Origin of the sequence: Streptomyces sp. NPDC060366, assembly GCF_042725135.1 — a bacterium.
GTDB lineage: Bacteria > Actinomycetota > Actinomycetes > Streptomycetales > Streptomycetaceae > Streptomyces.
This window is the reverse complement of sequence record NZ_JBHXDC010000003.1, coordinates 140,324-161,243: the sequence shown is the minus strand read 5'-3', so window position 1 is coordinate 161,243 and position 20,920 is coordinate 140,324. Positions and strand designations below refer to the sequence as shown.

17 protein-coding genes are annotated in these 20,920 nt (G+C 70.2%); 6 read left to right on the top strand and 11 right to left on the bottom strand.

From position 1 onward, the window contains the following. Window positions 1-26: 26 nt before the first annotated feature. On the bottom strand, window positions 27-356 hold the full coding sequence (locus ACFWHU_RS09665; protein WP_387224538.1) for an ATP-binding protein: 330 nt from the start codon (window positions 354-356) through the stop codon (window positions 27-29). A 138-nt stretch (window positions 357-494) separates the two neighbouring features. Beyond that, complete coding sequence (locus tag ACFWHU_RS09660; protein WP_385791305.1) at window positions 495-1,640, bottom strand: adenosine deaminase; 1,146 nt, start codon at window positions 1,638-1,640, stop codon at window positions 495-497. A gap of 103 nt (window positions 1,641-1,743) precedes the next feature. On the opposite strand from ACFWHU_RS09660, the gene ACFWHU_RS09655 reads away from it, so the two are divergent. Next, a complete protein-coding gene (locus ACFWHU_RS09655) occupies window positions 1,744-2,562 on the top strand; it encodes an alpha/beta hydrolase (protein WP_387224537.1) in 819 nt (272 codons plus the stop codon). Window positions 2,563-2,577: 15 nt separating this feature from the next. On the opposite strand, the gene ACFWHU_RS09650 is transcribed toward ACFWHU_RS09655, so the two are convergent. Continuing rightward, a complete protein-coding gene (locus ACFWHU_RS09650) occupies window positions 2,578-3,603 on the bottom strand; it encodes a LysR family transcriptional regulator (protein ID WP_385791310.1) in 1,026 nt (341 codons plus the stop codon). A gap of 62 nt (window positions 3,604-3,665) precedes the next feature. Between ACFWHU_RS09650 and ACFWHU_RS09645 the strand changes: the two genes are divergently transcribed. The 3 genes from ACFWHU_RS09645 (at window position 3,666) to ACFWHU_RS09635 (ending at window position 8,652) form a co-directional block, all read left to right on the top strand. Beyond that, the gene (locus ACFWHU_RS09645; protein ID WP_387224536.1) at window positions 3,666-4,952 is read left to right on the top strand and encodes an MFS transporter; all 1,287 of its coding nucleotides are present in this window, start codon (window positions 3,666-3,668) and stop codon (window positions 4,950-4,952) included. A gap of 150 nt (window positions 4,953-5,102) precedes the next feature. Next, window positions 5,103-6,098 (top strand): sigma-70 family RNA polymerase sigma factor, encoded by a 996-nt coding sequence (locus ACFWHU_RS09640; RefSeq protein ID WP_387224535.1) that lies wholly within the window; start codon window positions 5,103-5,105, stop codon window positions 6,096-6,098. 103 nt (window positions 6,099-6,201) lie between these two features. Continuing rightward, a complete protein-coding gene (locus ACFWHU_RS09635; protein WP_387224534.1) occupies window positions 6,202-8,652 on the top strand; it encodes a SpoIIE family protein phosphatase in 2,451 nt (816 codons plus the stop codon). Here the strand turns inward: ACFWHU_RS09635 and ACFWHU_RS09630 are convergent. The 8 genes from ACFWHU_RS09630 to ACFWHU_RS09595 form a co-directional block, all read right to left on the bottom strand. Further along, entirely contained in the window at window positions 8,639-8,992 is a 354-nt protein-coding gene (locus ACFWHU_RS09630) for an STAS domain-containing protein (protein ID WP_387224533.1), read from the bottom strand. The two genes, ACFWHU_RS09635 and ACFWHU_RS09630, sit on opposite strands and share 14 nt — an antisense overlap. A 77-nt stretch (window positions 8,993-9,069) precedes the next feature. Then, complete coding sequence (locus tag ACFWHU_RS09625) at window positions 9,070-10,347, bottom strand: thymidine phosphorylase (RefSeq protein ID WP_385791320.1); 1,278 nt, start codon at window positions 10,345-10,347, stop codon at window positions 9,070-9,072. Between the two features lie 31 nt (window positions 10,348-10,378). After that, window positions 10,379-10,789, bottom strand: coding sequence for a cytidine deaminase (locus ACFWHU_RS09620; RefSeq protein WP_385791322.1), 411 nt, complete (start codon window positions 10,787-10,789; stop codon window positions 10,379-10,381). Continuing rightward, entirely contained in the window at window positions 10,786-12,219 is a 1,434-nt protein-coding gene (locus tag ACFWHU_RS09615; protein WP_385791324.1) for an ABC transporter permease, read from the bottom strand. Before ACFWHU_RS09615 ends, ACFWHU_RS09620 begins: the two co-directional genes overlap by 4 nt. Beyond that, the gene (locus ACFWHU_RS09610) at window positions 12,216-13,403 is read right to left on the bottom strand and encodes an ABC transporter permease (RefSeq protein WP_385791326.1); all 1,188 of its coding nucleotides are present in this window, start codon (window positions 13,401-13,403) and stop codon (window positions 12,216-12,218) included. The genes ACFWHU_RS09615 and ACFWHU_RS09610 overlap by 4 nt, the downstream gene beginning before the upstream one ends. After that, window positions 13,400-14,986: an ABC transporter ATP-binding protein gene (locus ACFWHU_RS09605; RefSeq protein ID WP_385791737.1), complete on the bottom strand. Its 1,587-nt coding sequence runs from the start codon at window positions 14,984-14,986 to the stop codon at window positions 13,400-13,402. Before ACFWHU_RS09605 ends, ACFWHU_RS09610 begins: the two co-directional genes overlap by 4 nt. A gap of 180 nt (window positions 14,987-15,166) precedes the next feature. Further along, window positions 15,167-16,216 (bottom strand): BMP family protein, encoded by a 1,050-nt coding sequence (locus tag ACFWHU_RS09600; RefSeq protein WP_385791328.1) that lies wholly within the window; start codon window positions 16,214-16,216, stop codon window positions 15,167-15,169. Window positions 16,217-16,374: 158 nt separating this feature from the next. Continuing rightward, window positions 16,375-17,625, bottom strand: a complete 1,251-nt coding sequence (locus ACFWHU_RS09595; protein WP_387224819.1) for an amidohydrolase — start codon at window positions 17,623-17,625, stop codon at window positions 16,375-16,377. A gap of 462 nt (window positions 17,626-18,087) precedes the next feature. Between ACFWHU_RS09595 and ACFWHU_RS09590 the strand changes: the two genes are divergently transcribed. Together ACFWHU_RS09590 and ACFWHU_RS09585 are read left to right on the top strand one after the other, a co-directional pair. Beyond that, on the top strand, window positions 18,088-18,504 hold the full coding sequence (locus ACFWHU_RS09590) for a hypothetical protein (protein ID WP_385791330.1): 417 nt from the start codon (window positions 18,088-18,090) through the stop codon (window positions 18,502-18,504). A gap of 35 nt (window positions 18,505-18,539) precedes the next feature. Then, complete coding sequence (locus ACFWHU_RS09585) at window positions 18,540-20,885, top strand: hypothetical protein (protein WP_387224532.1); 2,346 nt, start codon at window positions 18,540-18,542, stop codon at window positions 20,883-20,885. The last annotated feature ends 35 nt before the right edge of the window (window positions 20,886-20,920 follow it).

Genomic DNA, 20,920 nt, shown 5'->3' with positions numbered 1-20,920 from the left:
GTCGATTGCGGGCAGGCCGGGGGGGGCTAGCCCACCGGCAGCGTGCCCACCGGGAGGCCGCCCAGCAGGCCCGTGAGGGGGTTGGCGGCCGTGACGGCGGACACGGCCGTGGGGGTGACCTGGCGGACCGTGCCGACGCCGCTGCCGAGCGAGTCCTGCGCGGCGGTCAGGCCCTCGGAGGTCCCGTTGGGGAGTCCCTTGGTCAGGACTTCCGTCGGCAGGTTCTTGGTGACGCTGTCGAGAGCGCCGCCGGCGTCGGGAGCGGCCGGGGCGGCGGACGCGCTACCGGCGGCGGTGGCGGCGAAGGCGGCACCGAGAGCGGCGACGCCGAGAGTCTTGGCAGCGGTCTGCTTCATGAGGAATTACGTCCCTTGGGGAATGGGGAATACGAGCGGCCCTGCAAGTTAGCCATCGCCGCACATCGCCCGCAAACACCCGGAAGCGAGCCGGAGGGTGTGTCCCGGCCCGCTTCCCTGGAACTGTGATCGTCCTACTCAGCCCAGAGACTCGCTGGTCGTAGCGGTCTGCGTGAACAGCCATTCGGATTTCAACTCGGCGTATCCGGGCTTGATCACGTCGTTGATCATGGCCAGTCGTTCATCGAAAGGAATGAATGCTGATTTCATCGCATTGACCGAGAACCACTGCATGTCGTCGAGCGTGTAGTCAAACGCCTCGGTCAGCAGCTCGAATTCACGGCTCATGCTCGTACCGCTCATGAGCCGGTTGTCCGTGTTCACGGTCGCCCTGAAATGCAGTTTGCGCAGCAGACCGATGGGGTGTTCCGCGATCGAAGCGGCGGCGCCCGTCTGGAGGTTGGAGCTCGGGCAGAGTTCCAGCGGGATGCGCTTGTCGCGTACGTAGGAGGCGAGGCGGCCCAGTGTCACCGAGCCGTCGTCGGCGACCTCGATGTCGTCGATGATGCGCACGCCGTGGCCGAGCCGGTCGGCGCCGCACCACTGGAGGGCCTGCCAGATCGACGGGAGGCCGAACGCCTCGCCCGCGTGGATGGTGAAGTGGTTGTTCTCGCGCTTCAGGAACTCGAACGCGTCGAGGTGGCGGGTGGGCGGGAAGCCCGCCTCTGCGCCGGCGATGTCGAAGCCGACGACGCCCGAGTCCCGGTAGCGGTTGGCGAGTTCGGCGATCTCCAGAGCGCGGGCGGCGTGCCGCATCGCGGTCAGCAGGGCGCCGACGCGGATCCGGCGGCCCGCCTGGCGGGCCCGGCGCTCGCCTTCCTTGAAGCCCTCGTTGACGGCCTCCACGACCTCTTCGAGGCTGAGGCCGGCCTCCAGGTGCTGCTCGGGGGCGTACCGCACCTCCGCGTAGACGACACCGTCCAGCGCCAGGTCCTCGGCGCACTCGGCGGCGACCCGGAACAGCGCGTCGCGGGTCTGCATGACGGCGCAGGTGTGCGCGAAGGTCTCCAGATACCGCTCCAGCGAGCCGGAGTCGGCCGACTCGCGGAACCAGAGGCCGAGCTTGCCGGGCTCGGTCTCGGGAAGGCCCTCGTAGCCCGTCTCACGGGCGAGTTCGACGATCGTGCCGGGGCGCAGGCCGCCGTCGAGATGGTCGTGGAGGAGCACCTTGGGGGCGCGGCGGATCTGGTCGGCCGTAGGAGGTCGGTAGGTCTGGCTCGTCATCTGCGCACCTTATAGCCTACGCGCGTAGATCGCCTCTCGCCGATACGTAACAGTGACCGTGCGTACGGGTGGCGTACACCTCACCTTCTGAGACTGTTCTGCTATGGGACAGCAGGCAGTTCCCGGCCCTGGCGGGCGCGCGCCGGGGCGTGGCGCTGGGGTGCGCGGACGTCGTACGGAGTCACAGGCACGGCTGGGGCGGGCGGTCTCCGCGCCGGCCTCGCCGCCGGAGGTGGGAGGGGTCGTTCTCGTACTGCCGCCGGGCGAGCCGGTCTCCGCCCGCGGGCCCTCCACCGTCGCCTACGCGTCGATGCTGCCGCTGGCGCGGACGCTGGCGCGCGCGGGCGCCGCCGAGGGGCTGCTGGTGCACCTGGTCCGCTACCGCTCGCGGGGCTGGAACGGCGCCGACGCGCAGCTCTCGGCGGACGCGGCGTGGGCGACCGAGGAGGTCGTACGGCGCTACGGCGACGTGCCGGTCTGTCTGGCCGGGCACGGCATGGGCGGACGCGCCGCCCTGCGGGCCGCCGGGCACCCGGCCGTCAGCTCGGTGCTGGCGATGGCGCCCTGGCTGCCGGACGAGGCGGCGGGCGTGGAGCCGGAGCCGGTGACCCAGCTCGCGGGCAGACAGGTGCTGATCGTGCACGGCACCAACGACGAGCGCAGCGACCCCGCGTTGTCCCTCCGGCTCGCGGAGCGCGCCCGGAAGGCCAACCGGCACACCTGCCGCTTCGAGGTCCACTCGGACGGGCACGCGCTGCGCCAGCATCACAGTGAAGTCCTGGCGCTGGCCAAGGACTTCGTCCTGGGGGCGCTGCTGTCGCGTACGTACTCCCGGCCCGTGGCCGACGCGCTGGCCGCGCCGCCACCGCTGGGCCTGCGGATGCCGCTCGCGGCGGGCTTCGGGCGGTCGTTGCGGCCGTAGGAATGCCAACTGGGTTCAGTCGGGCAGCAGATGGCCCCTGCGGGAGAGCAGGAAGCGTTTGAAGGCCGCCACCGGCGGGGTGTCGGGGTGCCCGTCGAGCCAGGCGACGCCGACCTCGCGCACGGCGCGGGGCGCGGTGACCGTCAGTTCCACGACGCCGGGGCGGGCCACCGCCGGGGGCGGCAGCAGCGCGACGCCGAGGCCCGCCGCGACCAGGCCGCGCAGCGTCTCGGCCTCCTCGCCCTCGAAGGCGATACGCGGCCGGAATCCGGCGGCCTCGCAGAGGTCGTCGGTGATCCGGCGCAGCCCGTAGCCCGGTTCGAGGGTCACGAACGTCTCGTCGGACGCCTCGGCGAGCCGGATGCGTCTGCGGCCGGCCAGCCGGTGGTCGTCGGGGACCACGAGACGCAGCCGCTGTTCGTCCAGGCGGCGGGCGACCAGGTCGGGGGCCTCGGGGACCGGGGAGGTGAGGCAGAGGTCCAGCTCACCCGCGCGGAGGCGTTCGAGCATCGCCTCCCCGTAGTTCTGGACGAGTTGGAAGCGGATGCGCGGATGGTCGGCGCGGAAGGCGCGGATCAGTTCGGGGACGGTCTCGGAGCCCATCGTGTGCAGGAAGCCGAAGGCGACCTTGCCGGACGCGGGGTCGGCGTCGGCCCGTACGGCCTCGGCCGCTCTCTCCACCTCGGCGAGCGCGCCTTCCACGGAGGTGAGGAAGGCGCGGCCGGCGGGGGTGAGCGAGACGGTGCGGCCCTTGCGGGCGAACAGGGCGACACCCAGGTCCTGTTCGAGCCGGACCATCGCGCGCGAGAGCGTGGACTGCGGGACGTTCATGTCCTGCGCGGCGCGGGTGACGTGTTCGTGGCGCGCGACGCCCGCGAACTGGGCGAGCCGGGGCGCCAGCAGCGCGGACCAGGACTCGGGGTCGAGGCCGGCGGTGGGTGGCGCGGTCGGCGGCGTGGCGGCGGCCGGGATCGACGGGGTGATGTCTTGTGCGTAACTGCTTGATGACAGCCGGGGCCTGGGCCTGCGTTGATGCACCATGGGAACGATTATGACGATTCCATGCATTGGACGCATGAGATCGGTGTCCGTACGTTCGTCGTATGCCCTACGTCAGTACAGAGGCGCCCGTCACCACGGGTGCCCTCGCCTCCGCGTCCGTAGCGTCTCCGCCCGCCGAATCCCTGTCCCCCGGCCGACCCGGCTACCGGCGTATGAGCCTCGGTCTCTTCGCCGCCGGGGTCGCGGCGTTCGCGCTGCTCTACTCCACGCAGGCGCTGCTGCCCGCGATCTCCGCGGACTTCGGCGCGACGGCAGGGCAGGCAAGTTGGACGGTGTCGGCGGCCACGGGCGCGCTCGCGCTGTTCGTCCTGCCGCTCAGCGCCCTGTCCGAGCGCTTCGGGCGGCGCACGCTGATGACCGTCTCGCTGACGGTCGCGGTGGCCGTGGGGCTGCTCGTGCCCCTCGCGCCGAATCTGGAGTGGCTGATCGCGCTGCGCGCGGTCCAGGGCGCGGCGCTGGCCGGGCTGCCCGCCTCCGCGATGGCGTATCTCGCGGAGGAGGTACGGCCCAAGGCGCTGGTCGGGGCGATCGGGCTGTTCGTCGCGGGCAACAGCATCGGCGGGATGAGCGGCCGTATCGTGGCCGGCTGGGTCAGCCAGCTGTGGGGCTGGCGTGCCGGTCTCGCGGCGATCGGGCTCATCGCCCTGGTGTGCGCGGTGGCCTTCCGCGTACTGCTCCCCAAGGCACGCCACTTCACGCCCGGAACGCTCAACCCGCGCGCGCTGGCGAGGACGGTGGGCCGTCATCTGGCCGATCCGCTGCTGCGCAGGCTGTACGCGATCGGCGCGCTCTTCATGACGGTGTTCGGCGCGGTCTACACGGCGATCGGTTTCCGGCTCGTGGAGGCGCCGTTCAACCTCCCGCAGGGCGTGATCGGTTCGATCTTCCTGGTCTATCTGGTCGGTACGGTCTCCTCGGCGGCGGCCGGGAAGCTGGTGGCGCGGCTGGGGCGGCGCGGCGCGCTGTACCTGGCGGTCGGGACGACGGCGGCGGGTCTGCTGCTGTCGCTGACCGACTCGCTCGCCGCCGTACTGCTCGGTCTGGTCCTGATCACGGCGGGCTTCTTCGCGGGCCACGCGGTCGCCTCGTCGGCGGTGAGCCGTACGGCGAAGACGGGCCGCGCGCAGGCTTCGGCGCTCTACCAGAGCGCGTACTACGTGGGCAGCAGCGTGGGCGGCACGCTGGGCGCCGTGGCGTTCCACACGGGCGGCTGGGGCGCGACGGTGGCGCTCGGACTGCTCGCGGTGCTCGGGGTGGTCTCGGTGACGCTGTTCGGGACGCACGCCGCCCGCGTGGAGCGGCGGGCCCTGGCGGCGGCCGGGCGCTAGAACCGGTCCCGGGTACCCCCGAACGGGGCGGGCCCGCGCGACACACCCCTTGGCGGACCAGGCAGTTTTCACCGTGGCGCGCCGATTGTCAGTGGGCTGCGGTAGCTTCCGAAGGACTGGGTTCGAAGGGGGCTACTGGGGTGACCATCGATGAGTGATACGGCTACGACGCAGGATCTCGACTCGCGTCTGGAGAAGCACCGGACGGAGCTGACGGGCTACTGCTACCGGATGCTCGGCTCCGCCTTCGAGGCCGAGGACGCCGTGCAGGACACGATGGTCCGCGCCTGGCGGAGCTTCGACAAGTTCGAGGGCCGGTCGTCGCTGCGCTCGTGGCTCTACCGCATCGCGACGAACGTGTGCCTCGACATGCTCAACGCGGGCAATAAGCGTGCCAGGCCCATGGATCTTAATGAGGCGACCCCGGTGTCCCAGGCGAAGCTGAACTCACGACCGGAGGTCACCTGGCTGGAGCCGGTCCCCGACGGCCGGGTCCTGACGTTGGTGGTCGACCCCGCGGAGACGGCGGTGGAGCGGGAGACGATCCGGCTCGCCTTCGTCGCCGCGCTCCAGCATCTGCCGCCGAAGCAGCGTGCCGTGCTGATCCTGCGCGAGGTGCTGGCGTGGAAGGCCAGCGAGGTCGCCGAGCTGCTGGAGACGACGGTCGCCTCGGTCAACAGCGCGCTCCAGCGGGCCCGCGCGACGATCGCCGAGTCGGAACCGGCCTCTACCGATGCCTCGGACCCGCTCGACGAGGAGCAGAAGGCGCTCCTGGAGCGGTATGTGGCCGCGTTCGAGGGCTACGACATGAAGGCGCTGACCGCGCTCCTCCATGAGGACGCGACGCTCTCCATGCCCCCGTACGACCTGTGGCTGCGCGGACACGACGACATCGTGGGCTGGATGCTCGGTGTCGGCGAGGTCTGCCGCGGTTCCCGGCTGCTGCCGACGGTCGCCAACGGCACGCCCGCGTTCGCGCACTACCACCCGGCCCCGGACGGCGACGGGTTCACGCCGTGGGCGCTCATGGTCATCGAGATCGAGGAAGGCAAGGTCAGAGGCATCACGTCGTTCCTGGACACCGAGCGGTGGTTCCCGTTGTTCGATCTCCCGGCGCGCCTGGAGAAGGACGGGAGCCCGGCCTAGGGCCTGTCCGGCGGATCTTCGGGGATCGGCCCGGGGCTGCGTTTGCTCCTGGGCGGGGCCCGGCCCATGGTGGAGGTATCGGGGTGTCGGCGGGAAGGGCACGATGACGCCAACCGAAACCGCCAGTGAGAACCGGGTGCCGTGGCCGGAGGACGCCGCCGCGGCAGCGGGCACGGCCAGAGTCACGGTGGACCCGCGCGGCACTGTCACAGGGTGGAACGAAGGCGCTCGGCGGCTGCTCGGTCATGCCTCCGAGGAGATGGTCGGGCGACCGGCGCGCGAGTTGCTCGCCGAGGGGCCGTCCGCCGAGTCGCTGCGGTTCGCCGCGGCGCTGCGCAGGTGGGACGGGTCGGTGAAGCTCCTCCACAAGGACGGTCACAGCCTCACGGTGCGGCTGCTGGCCCACCGCCGGACCCGGGACAGCGACGACGCCGACAGCGAGACCGCCGAGGGCGGGTGGTTCCTGTTCTCCGCCATCACCCCCGAGTCGTCGCCCTCGAAGGACGACGAGCTGGTGAAGTGGGCGTTCGCCGGGTCCCCGACCACGGCCGCGCTGTACGACGCCAACCTGCGGCTGCGGCTCGCCAACTCGGACATGGAGCGTGCGATCGGTCTGTCCGAGGAGGCGATGCGGGGCCTGCGTGTCTCGGAGATCGTGGCCGACCCGCAGGCCGTGCGGACGGAGCGGCACATGCGCCGGGTGCTGGAGACCGGCGAACCGGACCAGGTGCAGGCCGTCCTTCAGCTGGCAGGTCACCGCGGCAAGAGCACCTGGACGATCTCCCTCGCGCCGGTGCGGGACCCCGGCGGCGAGGTGCGCGGCGTACTCGTCTCCGGCCAGGACATGACCGAGGAACACCGGGCCCGGAGCCGACTGGCGCTGCTCAACGAGGCAAGCGTCCGCATCGGCACCACCCTGGATCTCACCGTCAGCGCGCAGGAGCTGGCCGATGTCTCCGTCCCGCGGCTCGCCGACTTCGTCACCGTCGACCTGCTCCCCTCCATCGAAGACGGCGAGGATCTCCGCGCCGGTCCGCTGAGCAGCCCCGTCAGGCTGCGCCGGGTCGCCTGCCGGTCCGTTCTGGACGGCTGCCCCGAGGCGGTGGTCGGTCAGGGGGCGGTGGCCGTCTACCCGAAGGGCTCGCCCGCCGCCGAGTGCCTGTCCACGGGCCGGCCGCTGATCCGGGAAGTGACACCGGCCACGCTGGCCGCATGGGAGAAGAACGCGCCGGAACGGGCCGAGCGGGTGCGCAAGTACGGCTTCCATTCGGTGCTGGCCGTGCCGATGCGTGCCCGGGGCATCACCCTCGGCGCCGTCACCTTCTCCCGCCACCGGCGCCCGGAGCCGTTCGAACAGGACGATCTGCTGCTGGCCGAGGAGATCACCGCGCGGGCCGCGGTCTGCATCGACAACGCCCGCCGCTACGGCCGCGAGCGCCGCACCTCCCTCACCCTCCAGAGCAGTTTCCTGCCGGGACGGCCGCCCCGGCAGGCCGCGGTCGAGATCGCCACCCGCTATCTGCCCGCCAGCGCGCGGGCGGGCGTCGGCGGAGACTGGTTCGACGTGATCCCGCTCTCCGGCGCCCGCGTCGCCCTGGTCGTCGGCGACGTGGTCGGCCACGGTATCCAGGCCTCCGCCGCCATGGGACGGCTGCGCACCGCGGTCCGTACCCTCGCCGACGTCGATCTCCCGCCCGACGAGCTGCTGACGCATCTGGACGACCTCGTCATCCGTCTCTCCGCCGAGGCCGACAGCGCGGACGTCCCCTCCGGCGACATCGGCGCGACCATGCTGTACGTGGTCTACGACCCGGTCACCCGGCGCTGCACCCTGGCCCGTGCCGGGCACCCGGTACCCGCCCTGCTGACCCCGGACGGCGCCGTGGAGTTCCTCGACGTACCCGCGGGCCCGCCCCTGGGACTCGGCGGCCTGCCCTTCGAGACCACCCAGCTGGAGCTGCCCGTGGACAGCGTCCTCACGCTCTACACCAACGGACTCGTCGAGGCCCGCGACCGTGACCCCGAGGAAGGTGCCAACACGCTGCGCGAGGTGCTGGCGCGCCCCGCCGAGTCCCTGGAGGAGAGGTGCGACACCGTGCTCCGGACGCTTCTCCCCGACCCGGACCGCCCGGCCGACGACGTGGCGCTGCTGATGGCCCGTACCCGCGCCATGGACGCGGCCCATGTCGCCACCTGGGACGTGCCGCACGAGGCCGCGGCCGTCGCCAAGGTCCGCAAGGACGCCTGCCGGCAGCTGGGCGACTGGGGCCTGGACGACGCGGTGTTCATCACCGAGCTGGTGGTCAGCGAGCTGGTCACCAACGCGATCCGTTACGGCGACGCACCCATCCGCCTGCGGCTGATCCGCGACCGCAACCTGATCATCGAGGTCGCCGACGGCAGCAGCACGGCCCCCCATCTGCGCCGCGCCCGGGTCTCCGACGAGGGCGGCCGTGGACTGCTCCTGGTCGCGCAGCTCACGCAGGGCTGGGGCACCCGTCAGACGTACACCGGCAAGACGATCTGGGCCGAGCAGAGCCTCACGCCCGTCTGACCGGCGGGGGGTGGGGACCTGTTTCGACCGACCCGCCGCCGGGCCCGTCGGCCGGGAGGACGTCCGTCAGGCCGACGAGTTCCAGCAGCAGCAGGAGCTCGGGCCCCGCGCCGCTCAGCCGGATCCGGCACCCGCGCCCGCGGGCGACGAGTTGCAGTCTGGCCAGGGCGTTCACGGTGACGGCGGTCGGCCTGCCGAGCGCGCCGACGTCGCAGACCGCGTCGGTGGCGTCGCCGTCCCTCAGCCGTGCGGCGAGCTGGTCGCAGAGCTGAGGGACATCGGCCGCGGTGATCGGTCCGCGCAGTGCGAGGAGGATCGTCTTGGTGGCTTCCACATCCATTGAGACCGGCGCGGGTGCCGGAACTCATCGCGGTGCGCCGGACACGGTGTGCGAGTGCCGTCCGGCGGGCGAGCCCGTCAGGCGATCCGGTCAAGGACGATCGGGGCAGCGGTGAACGTGGTCCCGGCCGGGGCGATGTCGTACGCCGAGGTCAGCGATTCGAGCGCGTAGTCGAACTTCTCGGGGGTGTCGGTGTGCAGTGTGAGCAGCGGCTGCCCCGCCGTCACGGTGTCCCCCGGCTTGGCGTGCAGTTCCACGCCGGCGCCCGCCTGCACCACGTCCTCCTTGCGGGCGCGGCCCGCGCCCAGGCGCCAGGCGGCGACGCCGATGCCGTACGCGTCGAGCCGGGTCAGCACCCCGGAGGACGGCGCGGTGACCACCTGGCGCTCGCGCGCCACCGGGAGCGCCGCGTCCGGGTCGCCGCCCTGGGCCGCGATCATGCGGCGCCAGACGTCCATGGCCGAACCGTCGGCCAGCGCCTTGGCCGGGTCGGTGTCCGGCAGACCGGCGGCGTCCAGCATCTCGCGGGCCAGGGCGAGCGTCAGCTCGACGACGTCGGCCGGTCCGCCGCCCGCGAGGACCTCGACCGACTCGCGTACCTCCAGGGCGTTGCCCGCGGTGCGCCCGAGCGGGGTGGCCATGTCGGTGAGCAGCGCCACGGTGCGTACGCCGTGGTCGGTGCCGAGGCCGACCATCGTCGAGGCCAGCTCGCGCGCGTCCTCGACGGTCTTCATGAAGGCGCCGGAGCCGACCTTGACGTCCAGGACCAGTGAGCCGGTGCCCTCGGCGATCTTCTTGGACATGATCGAGGAGGCGATGAGCGGGATCGCCTCGACGGTGCCGGTGACGTCGCGGAGCGCGTACAGCTTCTTGTCGGCCGGGGCCAGCCCGTCACCGGCGGCGCAGATCACGGCGCCGGCGGAGTCCAGTACGGCCAGCATCTCCGCGTTGGAGATCCGGGCGCGCCAGCCGGGGATGGACTCCAGCTTGTCGAGGGTGCCGCCGGTGTGGCCGAGGCCGCGTCCGCTGAGCTGCGGGACGGCCGCGCCGCAGGCGGCGACCAGCGGTGCGAGCGGCAGCGTGATCTTGTCGCCGACGCCGCCCGTGGAGTGCTTGTCGGCGGTGGGGCGGGAGAGCGACGAGAAGTCCATGCGCTCGCCGGAGGCGATCATGGCGGCGGTCCAGCGGGCGATCTCCGTGCGGTTCATGCCGTTGAGCAGGATCGCCATGGCGAGGGCCGACATCTGCTCGTCGGCGACGTCACCGCGCGTGTAGGCGTCGATGACCCAGTCGATCTGCTCGGGGCTCAGCTCACCGCGGTCCCGCTTGGTACGGATGACGGAGATGACGTCCATGGTGTTCCTTCGGTTCTGGGAGGTTCTTGCCCTAGGAGAGGTGCTGCGGGCCGAAGGCCTGGGGCAGCATCTCGGAGAGCGGGAGGACCCCCTCCGGGGTGTCCAGCAGCAGGCCGGGGCCGCCGAACTCGTACAGCAGCTGGCGGCACCGGCCGCACGGCACCAGGAGCGCGCCCGTGCCGTCCACGCAGGTGAAGTGCGTGAGCCGGCCGCCGCCCGTCGCGTGGAACGCGGAGACGAGCCCGCACTCGGCGCACAGGCCGAGGCCGTACGAGGCGTTCTCGACGTTGCAGCCGGTGACCGTCCTGCCGTCGTCCGCCAAGGCGGCGGCGCCGACCGGGTAGCCCGAATACGGCGCGTAGGCACGGGACATGGCGTCCCGGGCCGCCGCGCGCAGGGCCTCCCAGTCCACGCCGCCGGTGGCGGCGTCGGCGCCGGTCATGTGCCCTGGCCTCTGCGATACGCCATGCCGTTGGCCTTGGGCATCCGTAGCCGTTGTGCGGACAGGGCGAGGACGAGCAGGGTCGTCACGTACGGTGCGGCGTCGACGAACTGGCTCGGGACCTGGTCCGTCAGGGCGTACCAGGTGAACAGACCGGCGGCGACGGCGGCGGACAGCACGGTGGGCCACTGCTTGTCCTTGAGCAGCAGGGCCGCGACAGCGGCCCAGAGCAGGAGCGCGAGGACGAGCACCGTGCTCGTGACGTACGACTCGTGGAACCAGCTCGTCGGGTCGCCGCCCTTGTCGTAGGCGAGCAGCAGCAGCGCCGAGACGACGAGTGCGCCCAGCGCGGGCTTCGGGCTCTTCTTGTAGAGCCGCCACAGCACCACGAGCCAGACGAGCACAGCCAGCAGCAGGAGCATGGCGTGCACGTTCTCGGCGCCGCCGCGCAGCTTGAGGCTGTCGGTGAAGCCGAACAGTCCGGCGCCCAGCGCCATGCCGCCCGGCATCCAGTTGCCGAAGATCATCGCGGCGAGACCGATGTAGCCGCGGCCGCCGGTCTGGTTCTCCTGGTAGATGCCGGTGGCGACGATGGCGAGGAACGCGCCGCCGAGTCCCGCGAGTCCGCCGGAGACGGTGACGGCGATGTACTTGTACTTGTAGACGTTGACGCCGAGCGTCTCGGCGGCGATCGGGTTCTCACCGCAGGAGCGCAGACGCAGTCCGAAGGACGTACGCCACAGGATCCACCAGGTGGCGGGGATCAGCAGCAGGGCGACGATCGTCAGCAGGGACAGGCCCGTCACCAGACCGCCGAGCACTCCGGCGATGTCGGAGATCAGGAACCAGTGTTTCTGTTGGAGATCCGCCAGCCCGTCGGCGAGTCCTGGAATGGTGATCTCGGTGATCGAGTCGATGCGTGGCGACTGCTTCGAGGAGCCGCCCTCTTCGTGGGCGAAGGTGAAGTTGGAGAGGTAGCGGGTCACGCCGACGGCGAGGATGTTGATGGCCACACCGGAGACGATGTGGTTCACGCCGAAGGTGACGGTGACGATCGCGTGCAGCAGACCGCCGAGCGCCCCGCCGAGTATGCCGAACAGGACACCGACCCAGGGGCCCCACTGGAAGCCGGCCCAGGCACCGAACCAGGTGCCGAGGACCATCATTCCTTCGAGCCCGATGTTGATGACGCCCGCGCGCTCGGCCCACAGGCCGCCGAGTCCGGCGAGGCCGATGGGTACGGCGAGTTCGAGCGCGCCGGCCACCTGCCCTACGGAGGTGATGTCCTCGGCGCCGCTGATCAGCCGGACCAGGGAGATCAGCGCCAGTCCGCCGGCGATGATCAGCAGGATGACGGGCAGGGTCAGCTTGCGCCGCCCGCCGCCCTTCTTGGGAGCCGCACTCGCTGCGGTAACGGTGCTGGTACTCACAGGGCAGCCCCCTTGTCGTTCTTGTCGCTCTTGGAAAGGGAATCGGAGTCGGAGCCCGGCCCGGTGCCAGGTCCGGAGTCGGCCTCGGTCCGGATCGCGCCGCCCGCCGCGAGCTCCTCGCCGACCTTCTGCTGCTGGCGGCGGAGCCCGTAACGGCGGACCAGTTCATAGCTGACCACGACAGATATCACGATCAGGCCCTGCATGATCGTCGCGATCTCCTTCTCGTACCCGAACTGGTCGAGAGAGGCGGACGACTTGTCGAGGAACGCGATCAGCAGCGCGCTGAACGCGATGCCGAGCGGGTGGTTGCGGCCGAGCAGCGCGATCGTGATGCCGGTGAAGCCGATCCCGGTGGGGAAGTCGAGGCTGTAGGTGTGGGTGTCGCCCAGCAGCGTCGGCATGCCGACCAGACCGGCGATCGCGCCGGAGATCAGCATCGACGTGAGGATCATCTTCTTGGCGTCGACGCCGGAGGCCTGTGCGGCGCTCTCGCTGGCGCCGGTGGCGCGCAGGTCGAAGCCGAAGCGGGTGCGGCCGAGGACGAACCAGTAGATGACACCGCAGAGCGCGGCGACGAAGGTGAAGCCGTAGATCTCGCCGGCCTCGGCGCCCATGGACAGTCCGGGGAACCAGCCGGACTCCGGGATCTCACCGGTCGTCAGGTTGTTGGAGCCGGGGGGCTGCTCACCGAAGTTCTTCGGCAGGATCAGCCAGGCGACGAGGCTGGTCGCGATCGAGTTGAGCATGATCGTGGAGACGACCTCGCTCACCCCGCGCGTGGTCTTGAGGATGCCCGCGATACCCGACCAGAAGGCGCCGACGAGCATCGCCGTTATGACGATGAGCGCGATCTGGAGCGGTCCCGGCAGGTTCACGCTGGCACCGACGAGCGCCGCCATCATCGCGGCGAGCCGGTACTGGCCGTCGACCCCGATGTTGAAGAGGTTCATCCGGAAGCCGACGGCGACCGCGAGCGCGGCGAGGTAGTACGTACCGGCCTGGTTGATGATCAGGACCTGTACGTCGACGTAGCTCGCCGACTCGAACATGATGCGGTACGGCTCCCACGGGTTGGTGCCCGAGGCGAGCAGCACCACCGTGGTGAGGGCGATGGCGACGACCAGCGCGAGCACCGGGCCGGCCAGGCCCAGGATCAGCCGGTCCTTGTCGAACTTCTTCATCGGGCCTCGTCCTCCGGGGCTGCCTCTAGATGGCCGGTGGCGGCGCCGGTCATGGCGGTGCCCAGCTCCTCCGGGGTGATGGTCGCGGGGTCCGCGTCGGCGACGAGCCTGCCGCGGTACATCACGCGCAGGGTGTCGGAGAGCCCGATCAGCTCGTCGAGGTCGGCGGAGATCAGCAGCACCGCGAGCCCGTCACGGCGGGCGGCCTTGATCTGGTCCCAGATCTGGGCCTGCGCGCCGACGTCGACGCCGCGCGTCGGGTGGGCGGCGATCAGCAGCTTCGGGCTGTGGCTCATCTCGCGGCCGACGATCAGCTTCTGCTGGTTGCCGCCGGAGAGGGAGGAGGCCGTGACGTCGATGCCGGGGGTGCGGACGTCGTACTCGACGACGATGCGCTTGGTGTCGGCGCGCGCCGCCTTGGGGTCGAGGAGTCCGCCCCGGCTGTTGGGGCGTTCGGTCACATGGCCGAGGATGCGGTTCTCCCACAGCGGCGCTTCCAGCAGCAGTCCGTGCCGGTGCCGGTCCTCGGGGATGTAGCCGATGCCGCCCTCGCGGCGCTTACGGGTGGGCGCGTGCGAGATGTCCGCGGTGTCGAGGGTGATCACGCCGCCGTCGGGGTCGCGCAGACCCATCAGCGTCTCGATCAGCTCGGTCTGGCCGTTGCCCTCGACGCCCGCTATGCCCAGGACCTCGCCGCGGTGGATGGTGAAGCCGATGTCCGCGAGCACCTCGCGTACGACACCGTCGGGGTCGGTGGCCGTGAGCCGCAGGTCCGCGACCTGGAGCACCGGTACGTCGGTGACGGTGGACTCGCGGGTCTCGGGCGAGGGGAGCTCACTGCCGACCATCAGTTCGGCGAGCTGCTTGGTGCTGGTGTTCGCGGGGTCGGCCGTGCCCACGGTCGTACCGCGGCGGATGACGGTGATGTCGTCGGCGACGGACAGCACCTCGCCCAGCTTGTGCGAGATGAAGATGACGGTGAGGCCCTCGGCCTTGAGCTCGCGCAGGTTGTCGAAGAGCGCGTCGACCTCCTGCGGGACGAGGACCGCGGTGGGCTCGTCGAGGATGAGGATGCGGGCGCCGCGGTAGAGGACCTTGAGGATCTCCACGCGCTGGCGGTCGGCGACGCCGAGTTCTTCGACGAGGGCGTCGGGGCGCACCCCGAGGCCGTAGGCGTCGGAGATCTCGTTGATCTTCCGCCGCGCCCCCTGGCCGATGCCGTACAGCTTCTCGCCGCCGAGGACGACGTTCTCCAGGACGGTGAGGTTGTCGGCGAGCATGAAGTGCTGGTGCACCATGCCGATGCCGCGCGCGATGGCGTCGGCCGGGCTGTTGAAGGTGACCTGCGTGCCGTCGACGGTGATGGTTCCCTCGTCCGGCTTCTGCATGCCGTACAGGATCTTCATCAGGGTCGACTTGCCGGCACCGTTCTCACCGACGAGGGCGTGGACGGTGCCCTTGCCGATGGTGATGCCGATGTCGTGGTTGGCCACGACGCCGGGGAACCGCTTGGTGATGCCGTGCAGTTCTACGGCGGGGGGACTGCTGGACGCGTTGATGACGCACTCTCCTTGGCCGGACAGGAGCTGGGGCGGGGCGGAGGGCAGGGCGGGGGTGAAGCTATCGCGCCGGAGGGGCGTCTACACGCGTAGCGCTGCCGAATCGTGAGCGTAGATCTTGGGGAGAAACGTACCGCCGTCGTGACCGGGGCCCGGAGCGTCGGCGGATGTCGCCGTCGCTCCGGGCCCCGTGCACGACAGAGGTTACGGAGCCGTCTTGACGGTGATCTTGCCGTCGACGATCTCCTGCTTGGCCTTGTCCACCGCGGCGGTCACGTCGGTCAGCTTGACGTAGGCCGGGTTGGAGTCGGTGAGGCCGACGCCGTCCTTGTCGAGACCGTAGCGGATCTCACCGTTCTGCGGCTTGCCGTCCTCGACCGACTTGATCAGGTTGAACACCGCGTCGGCGATGTCCTTGGTGACCGAGGTCAGGATGCTGTCCTTGTACTGGGCGAGACCGGCCTGCATGTACTGGTCGGAGTCGACGCCGATGTTCCACTTGCCCGCGGCCGAGACCGCCTCGATCGAGCCGGAGCCGGCCAGACCGGCCGCCGCGTAGACCACGTCGGCCTTCTTGTCGAGCTGGCCCTGCGCCGCGGCCTTGCCGAGGTCGGGCTTGGAGAAGCCGTCGAAGTTCGGGGGCTGGGTCAGGTACTGCGAGAGCACCTTCACCGAGGGGTCGGTGTCCTTGACGCCCTGCGCGTAGCCGGCCTCGAACTTCTTGATCAGCGGGGTCTCGACACCACCGATGAAGCCGACGGTCTTGGACTTGGTGGCCTTGGCCGCCGCGACACCGGCGAGGTAGGAGCCCTGCTCCTCGTTGAAGACCATGTTGGCGATGTTCTTGCCGGTCACCGACGAGTCGTCGATTATCCCGAAGGTCGTCTTCGGGAACTTCGGGGCGACCTTCTTGATGGCCGGGGCGTAGGCGAAGCCGACGCCGATCACCGGGTTGTTGCCGGCACGGGCCAGCTCGGTCAGGCGCTGGACCTTGTCGGCGTCGGACTCGCCGTCGGACGGCTCGGCGTCGTTGCCCTTGACCTTGAGGTCCTTCTCGGCCTTCGCGAGACCCGCGTACGCGGCGTCGTTGAAGGACTGGTCACCGCGGCCGCCGATGTCGTACGCGATGGCGACGCTTTTCTCCTTGGAGTCGGACGCGGCGTCCGAGGAGGAGGTGTTGCCACACGCGGTGGCGGTGAGCGCAAGCGCCGCGGACGCGACGCCCACGGTTGCGATCCTGGTGATCCGGCGCAAGGGAGGCTCCTTCAAAGCGACCTAAGCGCCTCTTCCGGCGCTGGTTTCGCCGCGATCGTAACGCGCGTAGATGTCAGATAAAGCCCTGTACGGAAGCCGTTATCGGATCGTCGCGAACAGGACCTGCGACGTCCGATTACGGGAAGGGGCATGGCCGGTTACGAACGGTCGCCGTCGATGAGCGCGGCGGCGGTGAAAAGCTCCACCCCGACCTGAATCGCCCGTTCGTCCGCGTCGAAATCGCCCCGGTGAAGGTCGTGCCGGGCGGAGTCCCCCGGAGTCCGTACGCCGAGCCGGGCCATCGCGCCGGGCACCTGCTCCAGGTACCAGGAGAAGTCCTCGCCGCCGAGACTCTGCTCGGTGTCCTCGATCGACTGCGCGCCGCGGCGCGCGGTCTGGGCGTCACGCAGCAGCTCGGCCATCATCAGGTCGTTGACGACCGGCGGGACCCCACGCACATAGTTGATCTGAGACTTGGCGTGGTAGAGCGCGGAGATCTCGTCGATCGCGGCGTGCACCAGGTCCGGCGCCTCGCGCCAGGACTTCAGGTCCAGGCAGCGGACGGTGCCGGACAGTTCGGCGTGCTGCGGGATGACGTTGCAGGCGTGGCCGGCGGCGATACGGCCCCAGGTGAGCGCGAGCCCGGACCGGGCGTCGACGCGGCGGGCCAGCAGCGCGGGCACCTCGGTGGCGACCTTCGCGGCGGCGGTGACCAGGTCGGTGGTCAGGTGCGGGCGGGCGGTGTGGCCGCCGGGGCCGTCGAGGGTGACCTCCAGCCGGTCGCAGGCGGAGGTGATCGGGCCGGTGCGCAGACCGATCGTGCCGACGTCCACGCGCGGGTCGCAGTGCACCGCGATGATCCGGCCGACGCCCTCCAGGACGCCGGACTCGATCGCGTCGAGCGCGCCGCCGGGCAGCACCTCCTCGGCGGGCTGGAAGATCAGCCGCACGGGGTGGGGCAGCAGGCCCTCGCGGTCGAGCGCGGCCAGGACCAGACCGGCGCCGAGGACGGCGGTGGTGTGGACGTCGTGGCCGCAGGCGTGCGCGCGGTCGGGCACGGTGGAGCGGTAGGCGACCCCGGCCTTGGTGTCCGGGATGGGAAGTGCGTCGATGTCCGCGCGCAGGGCGAGCATGGGCCGTACGCCGGAGGCGGCGGTGGTGCCGTCGCGCGTGCCGATGTCACAGAAGAGTCCGGTGCCGGTGTTGAGCACCTGCGGAACGAGGCCGGCCTGCTCCAGGCGGTGCTTGAGCGCGGCGGTGGTACGGAACTCCTGGTTGCCGAGCTCCGGGTGCATGTGCATGTCTCTGCGGAAGGCGATCAGCTCGGTACGCAGCGTCTCGGGCAGCTTGCCGGGCAGCGCCGCCGCGCCGGACTCACCGGAGAGCTCGGCTTCGGACTCGCGGGACATCAACTGGTTCACCTGTTGAAGCCTAGGCCCCCCGGGGGGACGCCTGCCCGACGATCAACAAAACTTAGGCCCGAAAGGCGTAAGAAAGCGGGCCGGAAGGCGAGTGACACATCGCCGTGGCGGGTAAACTCGCCCGTCCGTCGCGGGGCGGTGACGGAGAGTGTCGAACCTGTCCAGAATCCGGACGCCCTCGCACAGGGGCGTACGACTCCCGGCACGCCGCCCGCCGGGCCATTTCGCAGCCCGTCCGCTCCCCGGCCGGCCCGTGTCACGTACGGGCCCGGCCACGCATGGACCTCCCACACGCACAGCACCGAACACCCGCCGACCGGGCGCCGATGCCAACTGCCGCCTGATCATGGACACTTGATGGCAGTGGCGACGGGGCCGATTGAATTACGCGGGCGCGCGGGCGGTCCAGTTTCGAGCGGCCGGCCGGCCGATGCAGATACGGGGGACTTCATGTCGTTCGACGAGGAATGGGCCCAACTCCGCGACGAGGCGGCCCGGCGTCACTCGATGCGGCTCAACAGCCTTCCGGCCGAGGGCGGCGGCGGAAATCTTGTCGTCAACCGGGACGATCTCGGCCGTATCGGGAACGACGCGTACGACCTGCGGGTCCGGCTCTCCAGGGACGGCGACCACGCGCGTCCCGCCACCCACGACGCGGCGATCGCGCTGACCAACGGGCAGTTCACGAGCGGTTCCGCGCTGCTCAAGGTGAACGACCGGTGGCAGACCCATCTCAAGACGCTGCTGGACGCCTGCGCGCGGATCTCGAACCACCTGGACTTCACCAAGGCGCAGCATGCCAAGGACGACGTGAAGATCGAGGGTGACATCGCCCCGATCTCGGCACTGACGGATTACATGAAGTAACGCACCACACGCGGGGAACGACGGGGAAGTTCGGCATGCTGACGTACGAGGACATCATCAACGCCCCGGTGGCGAAGCTGAAGGCCGCCGCCGACGGCTGGACGGAGATGACGGCCAGGCTGGACCGGCTGGCGCCGGACGCCTGGGACGGTATGAGGGCCAGGGCGGACAAGGCCGCGTGGGAGGGCGTGAACGCGGGCGTCACCAAGGAGTTCATCGCCAAGACGGCCAAGGAGTTCAAGGACGCGGCGGCCGAGGCCAGGGGCGTGATGCAGATCCTTGACGACGGCTACGCGGCCATCAAGACCGCCAGGGACCAGTTGCTGAACATCCGGGACCACGAGGGGCCGGCGGCCAATATCCACGTGGACGCCAAGGGCAAGGTCACCGCCCGGGACTCGATCCAGGAGCTCACGCCGTACCAGCGCGCCCATGACCCGGGCTACCAGGAGACCCTCCAGCGGGAGAAGCAGAACATCGCCGCCTGGCAGGCGAAGATCGACCGCATCGTCGACAACTGCGACGACACCGACATGGCGCTCAAGAACGCCCTTGAGGCCAACGTCACCGACCGCAAGGACTTCAGCGGCCCGACGTACACCAAACTGGACCAGGAAGAGGCCGCACGAGCCGCCGCCCTGGCCGGCAAGGGCCGTGACCTCACCCACACCGAACTCCAGGCGCTCAACGAACTGCTGGCCGACAACAGCAAGTCCGTCGAGTTCTCGAAGAACTTCTACGAGAAGCTCGGCCCGGAGAAGTCCCTCGCATTCTTCGGCGCGCTCGCCACCGACACGTCCAAATTCGGCGGCGAGGTCGACAAGCAACGGCTCAAGGACGTACAGGAACTCCAGCGAAACCTGGGGCTCAACCTGGCCAACGCCTCGCACGACTCGAAGTTCACCGCCGAGTGGGGCCCGGAGCTGCGCAAACTGGGCACGGAACGCATCCCGTTGTACAAGGGCGACTACAACGGGGCCTTCGGGTACCAACTCCTCGGCGGCATCATGCGGAGCGGGAACTACGACCCGAAGTTCCTCAACCCGATGGCCGAACACGTGGCACAGCTGCACCAGAAGGACCCGACCCTGTTCAGTTCCAGGGGAGCGGGCACGTTCACGAACCCGTTCAACCCCTCCGGCGTCAACGGCGCGGGCTACGACCCGATGACCGCCATGCTGGAGGCCCTCGGCAACAGCCCGGACGCGGCGAAGCAGTTCTTTACCGACCCGCCGACCGCGTACAACGAGGACGGCACGGTCAAGGGCGGCGCGACGGCCGACCTCGGAAAGACCGACGGCACCGCGATCGACAACTACCTCGACTTCTTCGGCAACGAGAAGTGGGAGGGCTTCCCCGACACCAACGATCACAACGCGGGTGACGACTCCAAGGCGCGCAACCACATGCCCGACGCCCTGGGCAGGGCACTGGAGGCCGCGACCCTCGGCTACCCGGCGGGACACCCGGACGCCGATGTCGTCCGGGACGCGGACAACGCGGCGATCATGCGGACGGTCATGGAGAAGTACGGTTCGGACCCGGAACTGCTCGACCACCAGGAGGCACTGTCCGACAGCCTCGGGACCATGGGCGCGGGATACATCGACGACATCAACTGGGCGCTGGACAGGAATGACTCGGGCAGTGTCTTCGCACCGGGCAGAAACTCAGAGGGGCGCCTCGACTTCGCGGACACCGACGACGAGTACGGACGGAGCGTCGCCCGCGGCTTCCTCAGCGCCCTGGGCCAGCATCCCGACGCGTACGCCACGCTCTCGACGGCCGAACAGGTCTACACACGCAGTGCCCTGGAGGGACAGGTCGGCCCGGACGGCAAGATCGACACTGGCTCTGCCAGGTCGGCGGTCTTCGTCGGCGCCGAGGTGCAGGGCATGCTCGACCAGTCGCGGGCCGACCAAGTCGAGGCCGACGGCCTCAAGACCCACGAGGACTACGAGAAAGCGGTCGCCAAACGCCAGGGCTGGATCGAGATGGGAGCGGGCGTCGGAGTGGCGGCGTCTGTCGCCTTCCTGCCCGTGGCCCCGGCCGTCGGCGCGGCAGCGGTCCTCATCCCGCTCGCGACGGACGCCGGCAGCACCGTGGTCGAAGGGGTCTTCAGCCAGTTCGTCGGCGGCGTCTCCGAGGACTCGGTGGACGAGCACAAGGAGAAGGTCGAGGAAGGCATCCGGGAGGAGAAGACCAACATCTACTTCACGGGTGAAGGCCTGTCCGAGGCCCCGATGAAGGACTTCCTGGATCGGCATGATCGGATCGTCGACACAGACTTCCGGCAGGACCTCAAGGAATCAAGGGGACTTGGCTACGACCAAGGCAACGCCCGTGAGAACCAGCAGGGCCACGACCCCGAAACGTCCTGAGCCTCTCCCCCGACCGAATCGACACAGAAGGAACC

What these genes read in the sequence shown, in the direction of transcription:
- ACFWHU_RS09665 (WP_387224538.1), bottom strand. Translation starts at nt 356, where the DNA reads ATGAAGCAGACCGCTGCCAAGACTCTCGGCGTCGCCGCTCTCGGTGCC.
- ACFWHU_RS09660 (WP_385791305.1), bottom strand. Translation starts at nt 1,640, where the DNA reads ATGACGAGCCAGACCTACCGACCTCCTACGGCCGACCAGATCCGCCGC.
- ACFWHU_RS09655 (WP_387224537.1), top strand. Translation starts at nt 1,744, where the DNA reads ATGGGACAGCAGGCAGTTCCCGGCCCTGGCGGGCGCGCGCCGGGGCGT.
- ACFWHU_RS09650 (WP_385791310.1), bottom strand. Translation starts at nt 3,603, where the DNA reads ATGGTGCATCAACGCAGGCCCAGGCCCCGGCTGTCATCAAGCAGTTAC.
- ACFWHU_RS09645 (WP_387224536.1), top strand. Translation starts at nt 3,666, where the DNA reads ATGCCCTACGTCAGTACAGAGGCGCCCGTCACCACGGGTGCCCTCGCC.
- ACFWHU_RS09640 (WP_387224535.1), top strand. Translation starts at nt 5,103, where the DNA reads ATGAGTGATACGGCTACGACGCAGGATCTCGACTCGCGTCTGGAGAAG.
- ACFWHU_RS09635 (WP_387224534.1), top strand. Translation starts at nt 6,202, where the DNA reads ATGACGCCAACCGAAACCGCCAGTGAGAACCGGGTGCCGTGGCCGGAG.
- ACFWHU_RS09630 (WP_387224533.1), bottom strand. Translation starts at nt 8,992, where the DNA reads ATGGATGTGGAAGCCACCAAGACGATCCTCCTCGCACTGCGCGGACCG.
- ACFWHU_RS09625 (WP_385791320.1), bottom strand. Translation starts at nt 10,347, where the DNA reads ATGGACGTCATCTCCGTCATCCGTACCAAGCGGGACCGCGGTGAGCTG.
- ACFWHU_RS09620 (WP_385791322.1), bottom strand. Translation starts at nt 10,789, where the DNA reads ATGACCGGCGCCGACGCCGCCACCGGCGGCGTGGACTGGGAGGCCCTG.
- ACFWHU_RS09610 (WP_385791326.1), bottom strand. Translation starts at nt 13,403, where the DNA reads ATGAAGAAGTTCGACAAGGACCGGCTGATCCTGGGCCTGGCCGGCCCG.
- ACFWHU_RS09595 (WP_387224819.1), bottom strand. Translation starts at nt 17,625, where the DNA reads ATGTCCCGCGAGTCCGAAGCCGAGCTCTCCGGTGAGTCCGGCGCGGCG.
- ACFWHU_RS09590 (WP_385791330.1), top strand. Translation starts at nt 18,088, where the DNA reads ATGTCGTTCGACGAGGAATGGGCCCAACTCCGCGACGAGGCGGCCCGG.
- ACFWHU_RS09585 (WP_387224532.1), top strand. Translation starts at nt 18,540, where the DNA reads ATGCTGACGTACGAGGACATCATCAACGCCCCGGTGGCGAAGCTGAAG.